The 15,818-nt window shown below is 70.1% G+C and carries 12 protein-coding genes and 1 pseudogene; 7 read left to right on the forward strand and 6 right to left on the reverse strand.

The window, feature by feature from the left end; translation table 11 throughout:
* Positions 1–132 precede the first annotated feature (132 nt).
* Together ACGFSH_RS29550 and ACGFSH_RS29555 are read right to left on the reverse strand one after the other, a co-directional pair.
* The gene (locus ACGFSH_RS29550) at positions 133–1,680 is read right to left on the reverse strand and encodes a glycosyltransferase (RefSeq protein ID WP_393353781.1); all 1,548 of its coding nucleotides are present in this window, start codon (positions 1,678–1,680) and stop codon (positions 133–135) included.
* Between the two features lie 269 nt (positions 1,681–1,949).
* A complete protein-coding gene (locus ACGFSH_RS29555) occupies positions 1,950–3,368 on the reverse strand; it encodes a glycosyl hydrolase family 28-related protein (protein ID WP_393353782.1) in 1,419 nt (472 codons plus the stop codon).
* Positions 3,369–4,627: 1,259 nt separating this feature from the next.
* Here ACGFSH_RS29555 and ACGFSH_RS29560 point away from each other — a divergent pair.
* Entirely contained in the window at positions 4,628–4,807 is a 180-nt protein-coding gene (locus ACGFSH_RS29560; protein WP_393353784.1) for a hypothetical protein, read from the forward strand.
* 184 nt (positions 4,808–4,991) lie between these two features.
* Positions 4,992–5,462, forward strand: coding sequence for an ATP-binding protein (locus ACGFSH_RS29565; protein ID WP_393353785.1), 471 nt, complete (start codon positions 4,992–4,994; stop codon positions 5,460–5,462).
* Positions 5,463–5,662: 200 nt separating this feature from the next.
* Here the strand turns inward: ACGFSH_RS29565 and ACGFSH_RS29570 are convergent, their stop codons facing one another.
* Entirely contained in the window at positions 5,663–7,243 is a 1,581-nt protein-coding gene (locus tag ACGFSH_RS29570; RefSeq protein WP_393353786.1) for a SpoIIE family protein phosphatase, read from the reverse strand.
* Positions 7,240–7,794 carry a methanogen output domain 1-containing protein gene (locus ACGFSH_RS29575; RefSeq protein WP_393353788.1) on the reverse strand — a complete coding sequence of 185 codons (555 nt, stop codon included), beginning with the start codon at positions 7,792–7,794 and terminating at the stop codon, positions 7,240–7,242. The genes ACGFSH_RS29570 and ACGFSH_RS29575 overlap by 4 nt, the downstream gene beginning before the upstream one ends.
* Positions 7,795–8,051: 257 nt before the next feature.
* Here ACGFSH_RS29575 and ACGFSH_RS29580 point away from each other — a divergent pair, with 257 nt between their 5' ends.
* The 4 genes from ACGFSH_RS29580 (at position 8,052) to ACGFSH_RS29595 (ending at position 10,754) form a co-directional block, all read left to right on the forward strand.
* A complete protein-coding gene (locus ACGFSH_RS29580) occupies positions 8,052–8,414 on the forward strand; it encodes an STAS domain-containing protein (RefSeq protein WP_393353790.1) in 363 nt (120 codons plus the stop codon).
* Entirely contained in the window at positions 8,411–9,340 is a 930-nt protein-coding gene (locus ACGFSH_RS29585) for an anti-sigma factor RsbA family regulatory protein (RefSeq protein ID WP_393353792.1), read from the forward strand. Before ACGFSH_RS29580 ends, ACGFSH_RS29585 begins: the two co-directional genes overlap by 4 nt.
* 590 nt (positions 9,341–9,930) lie before the next feature.
* Positions 9,931–10,350 (forward strand): aspartate 1-decarboxylase, encoded by a 420-nt coding sequence (gene panD / locus ACGFSH_RS29590; protein ID WP_393353794.1) that lies wholly within the window; start codon positions 9,931–9,933, stop codon positions 10,348–10,350.
* Positions 10,351–10,406: 56 nt separating this feature from the next.
* Complete coding sequence (locus ACGFSH_RS29595) at positions 10,407–10,754, forward strand: GNAT family N-acetyltransferase (RefSeq protein WP_393353796.1); 348 nt, start codon at positions 10,407–10,409, stop codon at positions 10,752–10,754.
* Between the two features lie 556 nt (positions 10,755–11,310).
* Here the strand turns inward: ACGFSH_RS29595 and gndA are convergent.
* On the reverse strand, positions 11,311–12,750 hold the full coding sequence (gene gndA / locus ACGFSH_RS29600) for an NADP-dependent phosphogluconate dehydrogenase (protein WP_329415710.1): 1,440 nt from the start codon (positions 12,748–12,750) through the stop codon (positions 11,311–11,313).
* Between the two features lie 190 nt (positions 12,751–12,940).
* Between gndA and ACGFSH_RS29605 the strand changes: the two genes are divergently transcribed.
* Positions 12,941–14,236: a transglycosylase family protein gene (locus ACGFSH_RS29605; protein WP_393353798.1), complete on the forward strand. Its 1,296-nt coding sequence runs from the start codon at positions 12,941–12,943 to the stop codon at positions 14,234–14,236.
* A 709-nt stretch (positions 14,237–14,945) separates the two neighbouring features.
* Here the strand turns inward: ACGFSH_RS29605 and ACGFSH_RS29610 are convergent.
* Positions 14,946–15,767: pseudogene (locus ACGFSH_RS29610) on the reverse strand (DMT family transporter); the annotation flags it as partial.
* Positions 15,768–15,818 lie beyond the last annotated feature (51 nt).

Consider the following 15,818-nt stretch of genomic DNA (forward strand, 5'->3'; position numbering starts at 1 on the left):
CGGGTTGGCTGGGCGCGGGTGGGGTGGGTCCCTTGCTGGAAGCCGTCGATGCGCCACTCGATCTGCGTGGCGTTACGCGATGTGGTCGCCCATCAGCCGGTAGTGCTGCGCGATTGTGCTTGGTGTGGCCGGTCAACCGTGGGTGCGGGAGGCGAGCCGTGCCGCGGTTGACGCCCCTGGTTGGTGCCAGGGTGGGATCTCGTCGTGGTTCGGTTCTCCGCTGGGCAGGGACAGCAGCAGTCCAAGGGGATAGAGGCGGCTGAGGCGTATGGCGGCTGCCGCGGCGCCGGAGAGTACGAAGACGGCAATCAGGTGCCAGGCGATTCCGAGCGCGATGCAGGCGAAGGCGAGGCCCACGACGCCGGCCAGCAGGAGGACCAGACCGCAGGTGGTGATCAGCAGCCTTCGGAGGCGTTTCTTACGGCCGTGGGTTTGTTCCCAGGTGGCGTCGGTGCGGGTCAGGACATCGATGAGGGCCTTGGCGTAGACCACGTTGAGGAACTGGTCGAAGAGCACTTCCGGCACGATCGCGGCGGCGAGCAGCAGCGCCTTCCATCCGCCGCGTTTGGCTGCCCAGACGCGTTCGAAGGCCGCGATGCCGGTGACCGAGGCCCAGAACCACGGCACTCCGGGGAAACCCTTGGTCACCGTGTAATACCCCAGGACGGTGAGGAAGAAGGGGACGAAGGCCACGCTCAGATAGGTGAGCGCCTGTCGGCACATGTAGGGCAGCGTGACGCGGGTGAGGCCGTAGGCCCTGAGGTTGTCCAGGGCTCCGCGTTGCCACCGTAGACGCTGGTAGTAGAGCCGGGACCAGGTTGGCATGAGTTCGGTGCCGACAATGCAGGCGCATGGGGAGACACAGCGGTATCCGAGGTGTTTGAGCGCGAGGGTCAGTTCGTTGTCCTCGGTCAGCGACTGCACGTCGTAGACGTCGTCTCCCCGGGGCAGGGTGTTGTCCGCGCGGGCCCGGTGGACGTGGCGCAGGCCCTGGGCCGGATATAGGGAGGCTGTCCCGGTCAGAACGTCAGCGCGACCCCGGCGGCGGTGCAGTTCGCGGGCGTAGCGCACGTACTCGTTGTCTTGGAGGTGGCAGACCAGACCGCGCAGGGGGTAGCCGAAGAAGATGGCGCCCACGCCTCCTATGGGTGCGAGGCCGGGTTCTTGTTCGTGCAGGCGGCGGGCCGCCCTGGCGATGAACTCGGGGGACAGCGAAGTGTCGGAGTCCATGATCATGACGGCGTCGTCGTCGGAGAGCCGCGGCAGCAGCTCGTCCAGAACCTGGTTGAGCGCACCTGCCTTGGCCTGTGTGTTCGCGACCGATTCGACGACCTTCGCGCCGTGAGCCGTGCTGATGTGAGCGGTGCGGTCGGTGCATCGGTCGGCGACGACGACGACCTCGTCCGCGGGTCTGGTCTGGGCCGCGAGCGACTGGAGGGTTTCGCCGATGAGGGCTTCTTCGTCGTGTGCGGGCACCAGTGCGACGATCCGTCCAGGACCGGAGAGGCGGAGGTCGGGTGTGTGCCCGGGCAGGGTCAGTCCCTCGTGGGTCAGGTCTCTGCTCTGGCGTACGAACGCGGGCCCCCAGGCTTCTTTTCTGGTCTCCCCCCGCGTTGGCCGGCCCACCAATGACACCTCAGCTTCCGTTGGCACCCATCGATCGGGACGGAATCCCGCCATACCACCCGGGGGAGAGTGATCGATTTCCTGCCCCTGACGGCGCCTGTGTGAGCGATGGTGAGAACGCGGACGAAAGTCCCGGCGTCGATGATGAGGCTGTCCTCGTCGCGCGCGCCGCAGCCGCTGCGGCTCCGGAGCTCCCGGGCCTCATTCCGCCCGGTGCCCGGCTCTGCTCGCCGGGAACGAGGGTGGTACTTACAGCTGATTCTCGCAGACCAGGGCCGCCGGGCAAGTGGATCACCGCGGTGAGGCCCTGCCCCGGCCGGTGGTCAGAATCCCTTGACGAAGTCGAGTACGTACCATTTGTTCGTGGTGGCGTTGTAGATCGCGGTAAGGAAGTCCCGTTTGTTGGCCGTGGTCGTGAGGGTGACGCTGGGGATGGTGGTGCCCCGGACGAAGGCCGAACTGAGGGTGAGCGTGCGGTTTCCGGTGGCGTCCTGGATGAGTTCCCAGGTGGCGCGTTGGCCGTTGGTGGGGTTGGTCGGTGTTCCCAGGGTCCTGTTGCCCTGCAGGGTGACGCGGAAGAGGTCGCCGAGGGCCGCGTTGGTGGCGATGGTGGGGGCGTCGGTGAGGGTGACGGGGGCGGGGTTGACCTTTGCGTCGACGTAGTCCTTGCGCGTCAGATGCTCGGCCGAGGCCGGCGCGGTGCCGGAGGAGACGCTGCCTTCGTAGTAGGCGGAGTTCGCGCCGTAGACGAATCCGGCGGCGACGGTGCCGCCGGCGGTGTCGTTGATGATGTTGGTGCTGCCCGCCAGCGACAGGGGTTCCACGTTGCTGCAGTCGCCGAGGGTGGCTGAGCAGCCGGAGTCGACTTTGATCGAGTTGACCGCGGTGCCGGTGGGTGTGTTCTCGGCGAATCCGAGGATGCTGACCGCTCGGGCGCCGCCGGTTACCCAGATGCTGACGTTGGGACTGTTGTAGGTGAACGGGTTGAACAGGCCCACGCCGATCGCCGCGTTGATCTTCCAGCTGTAGCCGTTGTATCCGGTGCCGCGGTTGACCGCGGATTCGGCTCCGCATCCGGTGAAACTGATGCCCTGGCTTCCGATGCCGGTCACCTCGTAGCCGATGCCGCAGTGGTCCGCGGCGCATCCGACGAAGGAGCAATAGGCCATCGTGTCAAGGCGGAAACCGGCGTTGGTGACGATGTCGGCGTAGCAGGAGATGAACGAGCAACTTGTGCCTGCCGCGCCTCCGGAGACACCGTGGATGTCCCAGCCGTGGTTGCCGTTGTTGGCCGATGTCACCCCGGTGAACGTGGACACGATCGGGTTGGACAGCTCGATGCCGGTGTTGCCGAAGAACTTCACCGTCATCCGCGAAAACGTCAGCGAGACGGTCGCGGGGTTCGCCGACCGCGTCAGCAGAATCCCCTTACCGCTGCCGCTGCCCGGCCCCTGGACGGTGAGATCCTGGATGGTGAGCCTCGTGATGTCCGAGCCGGTCAGGCCGTTGGCCGTCGTGCTGCTCTGCGCGATCACCGACGAGCCGTCGCTGACACCCTGGAGAACCACGTTGGAGCGGGCCACCAGAGCGGAGGAGATTTTGTAGGTGCCCGCCGGGAAAATGACTGTTCCACCGGAGGAGGGCACCGCGTTGATCGCGGACTGGATTGCGGTGGTGTCGTCGGTGACGCCGTTGGCTGTCGCGCCGTAGTCCAGGACGTTGAACCAGTAGCTGGTGGCCATGATGGTCTCCGTCGCTTGCCTCGTCGAAGCGGGATGCCGAGCCGGGAGCAGCGGAAGACCGGATGCGTGGGCCGGGCCTGAGAAGAGACGATCAGAACGATCGCGATCTAGGTTCAAGGAGGTCGGCCCGGGCGGAGCAGCTCGTTCTCGGGAAAACCGGCTCCGCGACCGGCCGCTCAGGGACGGGCGAGGGCGCGGTTGTCGACCCGCCGTCCGATTGCGCTACAGATGTAACCGATTACCCAATGTCAGCATAATGGCCCCGGGGCGACTCGTGAAGGACTCGCATGCCCGCATATACGTCCTTCGATCTGATGATCGACGACGCGGCGTCGCATTCGCCGCGTCCCTGCGGCCGGACCGAACATCCTGGCCCGCGACGCAGTCGGAGACGTCACGTCCTCGGCCCGACGTGCTGCTTGGCTTCGAGCCGTTCCGGAGCCAGGGTTGTTGCATGACGGCGACGGGACTGGCGACCGGACCGGGTGGCCCGCAGTGATCAGGGGCCGCCGTAGGCAGTACCTCAGTGGCAGTAACCCGCAGGTGCAGTACCGCAGTAACCAGCAGTGAAGTCAGCGAGCAGTGCCTCGGCGAAGGCGTCGGCTGCGGGCGCGCACCGGGAAGTTCGGCAGTGGGGTTCCAAGCCAGAGCAGAAGCAGGACGGGCGACGGGCTGGCTGCCGAAGGGTGGTGCTGTTCGAGGCCACCAGCAGTTCGCAGTTCCATCGGGTCTGGGGAAACAGAGGGCCGGTGCAGTATCCGCATCGGCAGATGGTGTAGCAGTTCCTTCGGGGCTCTGGCGGCAGTACGGCGCCAGAGCCCCGCCATGCGTTGCCTAGACCACACCTCAGGTGTGGGCGTTTTGGTGTGCTGTGCCGCAGGGACCAGGCGATCACCTCTGCCTTCCCCATGGAGTGGGAGGCGTTCATCGACTGGGAGGCGCGCGTTCAGCTCCTGGCCCACCGGATCCGGCAGCGGCCGGCCCAGCGCCCAGGTGATGACGGCCTCCGCGATCGTGTGCAGTTTGACATTGGTGTGCTGGGAGGGTGCAGCGGCGGCACTCGCCTCACCGGGACGCCACCGACGGATCGGAGTAGGACGGTCAGGCTTTCAGGGCCTGTTCGACGTCGGGGTGGCAGGGAATGAGCTCCTCGATACCGACCATGTGCAGCAGACCCATGACGGGCTCCTGGGGTGCCGGCGATGCGCAGCCACCCCTGAGCACCGCTCACTCGCTGGTGGGCGGCGACGAAGACGTTGGTGCCACTGGAGTCCATAAGTGACCCCGCCGAGATCCACCACGATGCGCGGCGGCGCCGTACCGTCCTGCGGCAGGAGTGCTTCGCGGAGGACATCCTTGACGTCGTGGTCCATCCCGCCGTTCGCGGTCACGACGAGGACACCGTCGACCATTCCCGCCTGGACCGAGAGCCGGTCTGACCGGCCTTTCCTGTGGATGTCGCTCACGTCTCCTCGACTGCGCCCGGTTTGCCCCTCAGGTGTGCCGGGACGCTTCTGCCCCACCCCCGCTGGCGGCACGCGCCCGGACAGCCGTGCCGGCCCTGGTGACATGCCTGACGCTGCCGCGGGTACTTGCCGCACCCAAAAGCTAAGCGCGAGACACATGGAATCCCATGGCGACGGCGACAGCCTTACGGGCACGGACGAGTACCTGTTGCGAGCCGGCTACGCCTTGGCAGGAGAGGACGTCTGCATCGCTGACGCCCGCCACCACGCTGTCGCCTTCCTCGACGAAGCCCGCACTGTCCGTCACTTGCACGTGTCTGAGCGCGCCATGGACCTCACCCAGCTGGTGGTCAGCGAGCTGGTCACCAACGCGCTCAAGTACGTCCCAGGCCCGGTTCTGATGGAACTGCGCATCACCGCTCACATGGTGGACGTCCTCGTGTGGGACAGCGACCCCACCGTTCCCGCGGCCCGACCGGCCGATCCCGACCGGGTCGGCCAGCATGGCCTGGAGATCGTCAAAGGCGTCACCCATGACCTTTCCACCGAGCAGGAGCCGGTCGGCAAGCGCATCACGGCCCGTATCGCCCTGTGCGACACGCTCAGCGGGGACACCGTCCGTCGCTGAGCTCAGGAGTCGTGCCCGGACAGCAGCTCGCCAGATCGCCCGCTTGGAGCCGACGAGTCTCTGGAGAGCGCCGGGGGGATTATTCCGGACTCAACCGGCCCCCTGGGGCAGGACTGATGTGGTGTGTGAACTGCTCGCGGGGCGCGCTCGCCCGGCCTCGTCCCTGGAGCTCGGGCCGGTCGGTTCACGCCACGTTCTGGTCAGCGGGCTGGTCGACTGGGCGAGCCGGGCCGGGCGAGGAGCAGGGCGCGGTCGTCGGGGTAGTCGGCGCCGGGCTGGTGGTCGAGGAACAGCTCGCACAGATCGTGGACGTTCATGCCTGCGCCCCGAAGGGCCGTTTCGGTGAGCCGGTCCAGGCCGGTGTCCAGGGGTTCCCTGCGGCGTTCGATGAGGCCGTCGGTGTAGAGCAGGACTGACTCGCCTTCGGCCAGGGTCGTCTGGCCTTGGTGGTAGCGGGCGCCGGGGACGGGTCCCACCGGCGGGCAGATCGGGCCGTCGAGGTAGCGGCTTGAGCCGTCGGGGCGTACGACGAGCGGCGGGGGGTGTCCGGCCTTGACGTAGGTCAGGGTGCGGGTGGGCCGGTCGTAGAGCAGGTAGACGGCGGTGGCCATCTGGCCGCGGTGGTACAGGTGCAGGTACTCGTTCAGTTCGGTGAGCACCGCTTGGGGGCGGGTGCCGCAGCGCAGAACGATACCGCGCAGGGCGGCGATTATCTGGGCCATGACGGCCGCCTGGGGCAGGCCGTGGCCGGCGACGTCACCGATCGACAGGCCGATGTGGTCCTCGTCGAGGTTGTACAGGTCGTACCAGTCGCCGCCGACCATGACCATGTCGCTGCCGGGCGCGTAGCAGGTCGCCACTTCCAGGCCGGCCACCTCGGGGAGTTGGGGCAGGAGGCTGAGCTGGAGGCGTTCGGCGACGCGGTGCTCGTGTTCGTACAGCCCGGCTCGGCGTACCGCCTGGGCGATCTGCTGGCCCACCGCAGTCAGGTGCTCGGCGTCGGGCACACCGCGGGCCCCGGGATGCACGGTCAGGGTGCCCAGGACCACATCGTCGGCTTCCAGCGCGATGCCTACCGCTCCTACAGGCGTCGTAGGCGCGCTTTCGTGGGGGCGGTCGAGGTCATGCCAGGCGGTTTCTTCCAGGCCATGCAAATCCTCTCCTGGTTCCAGGGTGGGTACCAGGCGCTGGGAATGCAGCTCCAGACTCACGTCATCGACGTCCAGCACCCGTGCGGCGGTGACAGCCACGGCCTCGGCGACCTGCGCGAGGGTGGCGGAGGAGGCCAGCGCCGCGGTCAGCTGATACAGGCGTTGCAGACGGGCGCGGGCGGCCTGCTCGGCGAGCAGCAGTTCCTCACGCTGGGCCTCCGCGGTGCGGCGGATGGCGATCTCCCGGTTCAGTGCGCCGACCTGCTGGCTGAGGACGGCGAACCGGTCGGCGTGATCCACACGGCGCAGGTTCAGCTGCACGACCGGCGCGGGGCCCTGCCACCAGGTGGCGCGCACACCCTGGCAGCGAAAGCGCACCAAGCTGCCGTCGCCGTCCTTGAGGACGAGCGCGCCCGGCAGCGGGCTGCCGCTGCGCAGCCAGTTGCCCAGATGCCTGCGCAGGACACTGGCGTCGTCGCGGTTGAGGGCATACAGGCTCGCGCCCGTGCACAGCTGAGGGATCGAGGCGCGGGCGGCCGGATTGGCCGCCAGGATCGTGCCGTCTCCCGCGCACAGGACGACGGGATCGGGCAGGGTTTTGACGACGGCCTCGAACAGGCCAAGGCTCACGCAGGTACCGTACCGGCGCCAGGGCCGCTGGTGGGCAGCTCCACGTCGGCGAAGTACTCACGGCCGTTCGTCGGACCGGTGCCGGGGACCAGGTGCACGACCACGCGGCAGCCGGCGTCACCGCGGGCAATGGTCTCCTGCAGCTCGACGCTGGCGTAACCGAGGTTGCGGGCAGCGATGGTCCCGAAGACGTTCGACGTCATCATGCACATCGACTCACGGCCCAGCACCTTCTCCGCGAACGGACAGGCCCGGTTGCCCAGCACGATCTTCGTGTCGTCCTGCTCGATGACGTAGAAGTCGCCCTTGATCCGTCGCTTGAGATCAACCAGGGCCTCCGCGACCTGCTCGGGGGACAGTCGGTCTACGCCGAGCGCCTTGAGGTACATCTCGTCGATCTGGGTGCCCACCGCCTGACCCACCAGACTGATGTAGCCGGATGCCTCCTCCAGGCCGATCACCGACTCCAGCGACGTGGCCAGCTCCCGCACCAACGTCCGCAAGAACACGTCGCGGTCCAGGCCGATCTCCACATCTACCGGGTGCCCCATAGCGCCTCGCCTCCTCGTACTTCCGTCTCTCGTGAACCGCGCGAGCGCCCGGCACACCACCAGGCCCAGGTTGTGCAAGCCGCAGGTCTTTGAACTCTCGCACCCTCCCACAGGCAGGTCCAGACGCGGCCGGACCCGGGTCCGTCACTGACACCGGAGCAGACCGCGGACGTCGTCTTCGCCATGCTGTCGACGCCTGCCTTTCGCCGGTAGGGGATACTGGGGAGCCGGACAGCGGGCAGCCCAGAGGTGACGGCGTGGACAGTGCAGGACAGGCGGAGGCGCCGTCGGCATCGCCGACCCCGCCCGCGGGCACTCTGCGCGTGCGTCCGCTGACGGGCCGGCCGGGCTGGCAGGCGGTCGGCGAGATCAGTCTGACCACCCGCCCGGCCTGGGAACAGACGCTGCACCACCTTGCCCTGAGCGACGAAGAGGCGTGCCACTTGGAACTTTCCGCGGTCACCTTCGTCGACGTCGCCGGCGTCTCGGCTCTGGCGGTGACCGCCCAGGGTCTTACACAGGGGCGGCGCATCGTGCTCGAGCAGCCGCCTGCCACCCTGCGGCGCGTGCTGGACATGTTCTGGCCGGACCTGCCCACCGTCGAGGTGATGGCGCGATGACGGCCCCGACCCTCGAACCGTTCGTCCACCCCGCCTTGTTCTACCAAGGCGAGAAGGAGTACCTGCGCGGCACGGTGCCCTTCATCCGCGACGGCCTGAAGGCCGGGGAGCCGGTGGCAGTTGCCGTGCCCGGGCCCAACCTCGCCCTCCTCAAGACGGCCCTGGGCGAGGACGCCGCACGCGTGAAGTTCCTCGACATGACCGACGCGGGGCGCAACCCCGGACGGATCATCCCCAAGGTGCTGCGCGCCTTCGCGGACGCCCACCGCCAGACACACGTGCGGATAATCGGAGAGCCGATCTGGGCCGGCCGCAGCAGCGTGGAGTACCCGGCATGCGCCCAACACGAGGCACTGATCAACCCGGCATTCCAAGGCAGGAACGTCACCATCCTGTGCCCCTACGACGCCGACCGCCTCGACGAACACGTCCTCACCGACGCGTACGCGACCCATCCCCTCGTCATCTCCGGCGGCAAAGAACGACTCAGCACCGCCTACGCCCCCGAACGCGTGGTCGCACGCTACAACCAGCCCCTGGAGCAGCCGGCCGCAGCCGACGAACTCTCCTTCCGCGCCGACCAACTGCCGAACGCCCGGCACTTCGCCGTCGGACACGCCGCACGGCTCGGCCTCTCCGGTATCCGCCTGGAAGACCTCACTCTGATCGTGGCCGAACTGACCACCAACAGCGTCGTACACGGCGGAGGCTCCGGCACCCTGCGGGTGTGGGCCGAGGACAGCCAGGTGGTCTGCGAGGTGCGCGACCAGGGGCAGCTGAACGATCCGCTCGCCGGCCGTCGTCCACCCGCGCGAGACCAGCTCGGCGGCCGCGGTCTGCTGCTCGTGCACTCCCTCGCCGACCTCGTACGCATCCACACCCGCCCTGACGGTACGGCCATCCGTTGCTACGTCACTCGTTACTGATCCTGCCTCAACAAGTCGGGGACTTCCCTGACAACTGAGCGGGGCGGGGACGTCGAGCATGTCGCGGACTTCTTGGCGATCGAGTGACGGCTATAGAGGGCCGAATTTGATCCAGGGCGGTGAGGTGCGGGTCAGGCTGCTTGCGTGACCTCGGGCCGCGAAGTCGACACCCGTGCGCCTCCAGAACGCGGGGCAGTGCCCGCCGGCGGGCGGGAAGTGGACGATCCGTGTCCCGGAGTCTCGTGCGGGCCGTGCTCAACGGCCGAGCCCGGGCGCGGGCGAAATCCGGCGACGGTCCTGTGCGCGGCGCTCGGGGAGTCGTCGTGCTCCTCATGTGCCTGACGTGTTGTGAGATATGTCAGCAATTGGTCAGCACCAATCCTGACGCACTCCGGGACGGCTGCCTGAACCCAGGCGCGTTGAGTGCCGTCACAACGGCTTGGTCCCCGCAGAAGTACAAGCAGGGAGCCTTTGTCTCAGAGGGAAACGATGTTCCTCGCAATCTTCGAGTCCAACGCGGGCCGGTGTACAGTGAAGACCGCCCTTGACCTGCACAAAGCAGGCAGGGAGCCGTCTTCCGGGAGTTCGACATGCTGCGCACCATGTTCAAGTCCAAGATCCATCGCGCCACCGTCACCCAGGCCGACCTGCACTATGTGGGATCCGTGACGATCGACGCCGAGCTGCTGGACGCCGCCGATCTGCTGCCCGGTGAGCTCGTGCACATCGTCGACATCACCAACGGGGCGCGGCTGGAGACCTACGTCATCGAGGGCGAGCGCGGGTCGGGTGTCGTCGGCATCAACGGCGCCGCCGCCCACCTCGTGCACCCCGGCGATCTGGTGATCATCATCAGTTACGCTCAGGTGACCGACGCCGAGGCGCGGGCGCTGGAGCCGCGGGTCGTGCACGTGGACCGCGACAACCGGATCGTGGCCCTGGGGGCCGACCCTTCGGCGCCTGTGCCGGGCTCCGACCAGGAACGCAGTCCGCACGCGGTGTCCGTCTGACCGACGGACCGACGCGGCCCCGCGTCGCCTCCGCACCCATCGCACCAGGAGTGCCCATGAGCGACATCGAGATCCGCGACGACCGTGCGGCCGGCCGCCTCGAAGCCCTCGGCGACGGTGGTGAAGTCGTGGGCCGCGTCGAGTACTTCGTCCTGGATTCGCCCGCGCCCGCGCTGGTTCCGGTGCACACCGTCGTCGACCCGGCGCACGAGGGCAAGGGCATCGCCGGGTCGCTGGCGCGCGAGCTGTACGCGCTCTCCGCGCGCGAGGGCGTGCCGGTCGCGCCGCTGTGCCCCTACGTCGTGAAGTGGGCCGAGCGTCACCCCGACGAGGCTCCGCCGGCCGACCCCGCCCTGCTGAGCGCCGCCAAGGACTGGCTGCGGGCGCACCCGGGGCGTTTCTGACGTCCCGCCTGCCGGTCCGGCCGTACGGGTGAGTGCGTGGGGCGGCCCCGGGTACGCGGGGGAGTAGATCAGAGTCATGCCCCGCAAGCGGCCGGAGGACACGATGACCGACCCGTACCCCGCCCCTGTCCCGCCCGGACCCACGCCCGGTCCGGACCCGGTACCGCCGGACCCGTTCCCCGTTCCGCCCACGCCCGAGCCGCAGCCGCCCGGCCCTCAGCCGCCCGGGCCGGGTCCGACGCCGCCGCAGCCGGTGCCCGCGCCGGACCCGTCGCCGTCGCCGATCCCTCCGGGTCCCGAGCCGGTTCCCAGTCCGGAGCCGGGCCCGCCTCTGAGCTGAGGTCGTGGCCCGAGGGGCTGCATGGCCCGGCGCGAGCGGGCGGCGGCAGGTGGCTTGGTGCCGTCCGCCGCCGCCCGCTCGGCGGTGACATGTCCGTCCGGAGCCGTGCCCGTCCCGGATGCCGCGTCGCGCCCGGACCGCGCATCCTGCGCGGACTGTGCGCCCGCGGACGGCGGGGGAGACGTCCTCCGCCGTCCGCGCGCCGCGCGTGGTCCGTTACGCGTCCACCTCCGAGCGGTCGCCGCCCCACAGGGTGTGGAACGCGCCCTCGCGGTCGACCCGGCGGTAGGTGTGGGCGCCGAAGTAGTCCCGCTGGCCCTGCGTGAGCGCCGCGGGCAGGCGTTCCGCGCGCAGGGCGTCGTAGTAGGCGAGCGCGGCGGCGAAGCCCGGCGTGGGGACTCCCTGGAGTGTCGCGGAGACCAGCACCTCGCGCCAGGCGTCCTGGGCGGCGGCGATCTCCGAGGCGAACGTCGCGTCGGAGAGCAGGCTCGGCAGGTCGGCGCGGGCGTCGTACGCGGCGCGGATCCGGTCGAGGAAGGCGGCGCGGATGATGCAGCCGCCACGCCAGATCGACGACACGGCTCCGAGGTCGATGTCCCAGCCGTACTCCTCGCTGCCCGCGGCGATCTCGTGGAAGCCCTGGGTGTACGACACGATCTTCGAGGCGTACAGCGCCTGCTCCACCCGGTCGGCGAAGGCCTGCGCCTCCGCCTCGCCCAGCGCGGACGCCTTCGGGCCCGCCAGGTCGCGGGACGCCTCGCGCAGCGCCGCGTGACCGGACAGCGAACGGGCGAAGACGGCCTCGGCGATTCCGGACACCGGGACCCCGAGGTCCAGCGCGATCTGGACGGTCCAGCGGCCGGTGCCCTTCTGCTCCGCCTGGTCGACGACGACGTCCACGAAGGGCCGGCCCGTCGCCGCGTCCACGTGGGACAGCACCTCGGCCGTGATCTCGATCAGGTACGAGTCGAGGCGGCCGGTGTTCCAGGTGCGGAAGATGTCCGCGATCTGGGCGGGCTCGTACCCGGCGACGTCGCGCAGCAACTGGTAGGCCTCGCCGATGAGTTGCATGTCGGCGTACTCGATGCCGTTGTGCACCATCTTCACGAAGTGGCCGGCGCCGTCCGGGCCGACGTGCGTGACGCAGGGGGAACCGTCCGCCGCCTTCGCGGAGATCTTCTCCAGCATCGGGCCCAGGGACTCGTACGACTCCGGCGAGCCGCCCGGCATGATGCTCGGGCCGTGCAGCGCGCCCTCCTCGCCGCCGGAGATGCCCGCGCCGACGAAGTGCAGCCCCTGTTCGCGCAGCTCGCGCTCGCGGCGGCGGGTGTCGGCGAAGTGCGCGTTGCCGCCGTCGATGATCATGTCGCCGGGTTCGAGCAGCGGGGCGAACTCCCGGATCACGGCGTCGGTGGGCTCACCGGCCTTCACCATGACGACCAGCCGGCGGGGCCGCTCCAGCGCCGCGACGAACTCCTTGGCGGTCTCGGCCGCGATGAACTCGCCCTCGCCGCCGAACTCCTCGACCAGGGCGCGGGTACGGGCCGCCGTCCGGTTGTGCAGCGCGACCGTGTAGCCGTTGCGCGCGAAGTTGCGGGCGAGGTTGCGCCCCATCACCGCGAGACCCGTGACGCCGATCTGGGCTGAAGTGCTCATACGGTTGGCTCCTTGGAGAGGTGTGCCCGTCAGTATCGTCCTCGGTCCATCCTGACGGGTCGCGGGTCCGGTTTCCCGCCGGGTTCCCGTCGTGCCGCCGGCCGGACGTGAGCGGCCGGTTGTCGCCTTGTCATGGCCTGTTCGGGGCCCTTACTTTTGCCGCTCCTGACGCATGTCGAGGGGGATCTCCATGGCCGTACGCGGCCGGCACCGCCGGTATCAGCCGAACAGGATCAACCGAGCCTCGCTCACCGTCACGGCGGGCGGCGCCGGCATGGCGATACCGCTCATCGGCGCGGGAGCCGCCCAGGCGGCCGACGTGGACACCTGGAACAAGGTCGCCGCCTGCGAGTCCAGCGGCGACTGGAGCATCAACAGCGGCAACGGCTTCTACGGCGGACTGCAGTTCACCCAGTCCACCTGGGAGGCGTACGGCGGCGCCCGGTTCGCGGCCCGCGCGGATCTGGCCACCCGCGACCAGCAGATCGCCGTCGCCGAGAAGGTCCTGGACGGCCAGGGTCCCGGCGCGTGGCCGGTGTGCTCGGGCAAGGCCGGGCTGAGCCGGGGCGGACACGCGCCCGACGTCCACCCGGACGGCGCGCGCGCCAAGTCGGCCGGCTCGTCCACCGGGGCCTCGAAGGGGCATTCGCAGTCCCAGCAGTCTCGGCAGGCGCCGCAGTCCAAGCATGCCGAGCAGGCCAAGCAGCCCAGGACGTCTCTCGACGACGTGCGGGCGCACAGCACCCCGCAGTCCCGTGCGGGCACGGCGCGGATGTACACGGTCGTGCGCGGCGACACGCTCTCGGGCATCGCGGACGCCGAGGAGGTCAGGGGCGGCTGGCGCGGGCTCTACGCCGCGAACCGGACGACCGTCGGCGCCGACCCCGACCTCATCCTGCCCGGTCAGCGGCTCAGCCTGGACGGCCGGACGGCCGCCCCGCGGACGCCGAACGGGGCCGGGCACCACCCGCACAAGCCGAAGACCTCTCCGGAGGCCGAGGCCGGTAAGCACAAACCGGCCAAGAGCGCCAAGGACAAGGGCGCCAAGGAGACGGGCTCTCACGGCAGGGCGAGGACCGGCCACGCCTTCGTCGCGCCGGTCGGCGCGGCGACCGGGACGCCGTACCACGCGAGCGGTTCCTCCTGGTCGAAGGGCTACCACACGGGCGTCGACTTCCCCGTGCCCACCGGGACGTCCGTGAAGGCGGTGGCGTCGGGCGAGGTGGTGAGCGCGGGCTGGGGCGGCTCGTTCGGCTACCAGGTGGTCATCCGGCACGCCGACGGCCGCTACACCCAGTACGCCCACCTGTCCGCGATCTCGGTCCGGGACGGGCAGTCGGTGAGCGGCGGTCAGCGCATCGGCCGCTCCGGCTCCACGGGCAACAGCACGGGCCCGCATCTGCACTTCGAGGTGCGGACCGGGCCCGGCTTCGGGACGGACATCGACCCGCTGTCCTATCTGCGGGCCGGTGGCGTCAGGATTTGACCCGCTCCCGATGCCGGTCCACGACCGGCATCGGGACGAACAGACCTCCGTACAGCGGGGTGTAGAACGACGGGGGCACGTCCGGGACGGACGGCTCCTCCTCGAAGGGGACGCCCTCGGCGGCGCGCGCGGGGGCCGGCACGGACGCGGGCGGCACGGGTGCGGACGACGGCCTTTCGTCGCCGCCCTGCGCCGGCAGCTCGCGGAGCCGCAGGACCTTCGGCCCCACCTCGTCCGGCCGCACGTCCTGTCGTCGTGCGTCTTCGCGCCCGGCGGCTTCCGGTCTCGGGCCTTCCAGCCTCAGACCGTCCAGCCGCAGGTCTTCCAGCCTCACGTCGTCCGGCCACGCGTCGTTGAGCCGTGCGTTCTCCAGGCGCGCGTCGCCCAGCGCGGGGGCGCGGTTCAGGAGGCTGTTCCCGAGCGGTGTCGCCGCCGCCGATCGCCGGGGCAGCCGGAGCACCGGCCCCAGCGGGGGCGCCGTGGCGCTCCGCGCGGCCGGGTTCGCGGCATGCACGGCCGGGGTCGCCGGGATCGTGATCTTCACGGCGGGGCCCGCGGCCCGCACGGCCGGGGCCGCGTTCTCAGCCGTCGTCGGGGCGGGCACGGCGCCGGGCGTGCCGGGCGTGCTGTCGGCCGGGGTCGTGGTCGCGGGGGGCGGGCCCGTGACGGCGGCCGGTGCCGGCGTCGCCGTTCGCTCCTGGCTCGTCTGGAGTCGCTCCGTCGTCAGCAGGATCAGGCCGCCCGCCGCGACCACACCGCAGCCCAGGGCGAGCACGGTGCCGGTGGTGCCGTAGCGGAAGGTCTCGCCGAACATCGTGATGCCGACGGCCGCCGCCACCACCGGGTTGACCACGGTCAGCGTGGCCAGCGGAGCCGCGAGGCCGGCGCCCCGGTAGGACGCCTGCGACAGCAGCATGCCGGACGTGGCCAGCACGCCGATCACGGCCAGCGAGGGGACGTCGGCGGCCGTGACGCCGTCGGTCCAGTCGACGGCGACGGTCTTGGTGAACACCGACGACATGCCGAACGCGATGCCGGACGCGGTCGCCAGCAGCATGCTGCGGACCGCGGGGTGCCGGTGCGCGGCCCGGCCGGCGATCATCAGGGTCACGACCGCGCCCGCGGTGACCACGGCGACGGCCACGCGCTGCGCGGTGCTCAGCGACTGCGCGTCGGACGCGCCGACGAGGGAGAGCAGGCCCGCGAGACCGACCGTCGCCATGACCGCGCCCCGCCAGGCCGTCGCCCCGGCCCTGCGGCCGACGAACAGGGCCGCCATGGGCAGGGCGAACACGATGGTCAGCGCACCGAGCGGCTGGACCAGGCTGAGCGGACCGTAGGCCAGCGCCACCACGTGCAGAAGTCCGCCGAGACCGTTCAGCGCCACAGCGGCCCACCAGCCCGGACGGCGCAGCGGGGCGTACTCCTCGTCGGGCGAGGACACCGCGACCTGCTCCTGCACGATCGCCCCGGCCGCGTACGCGACAGCGGAGACGAGCGACAGGACCACGGAGAACGCGAGGGCGCTCATGAGCTGCTCCTCTGCGTGAGGCGGGGGCACCGGGCCCGACGCGGCGAACGG

The sequence above is a fragment of the Streptomyces sp. NPDC048481 genome, assembly GCF_043200075.1.
Taxonomy (GTDB): Bacteria; Actinomycetota; Actinomycetes; order Streptomycetales; family Streptomycetaceae; genus Streptomyces.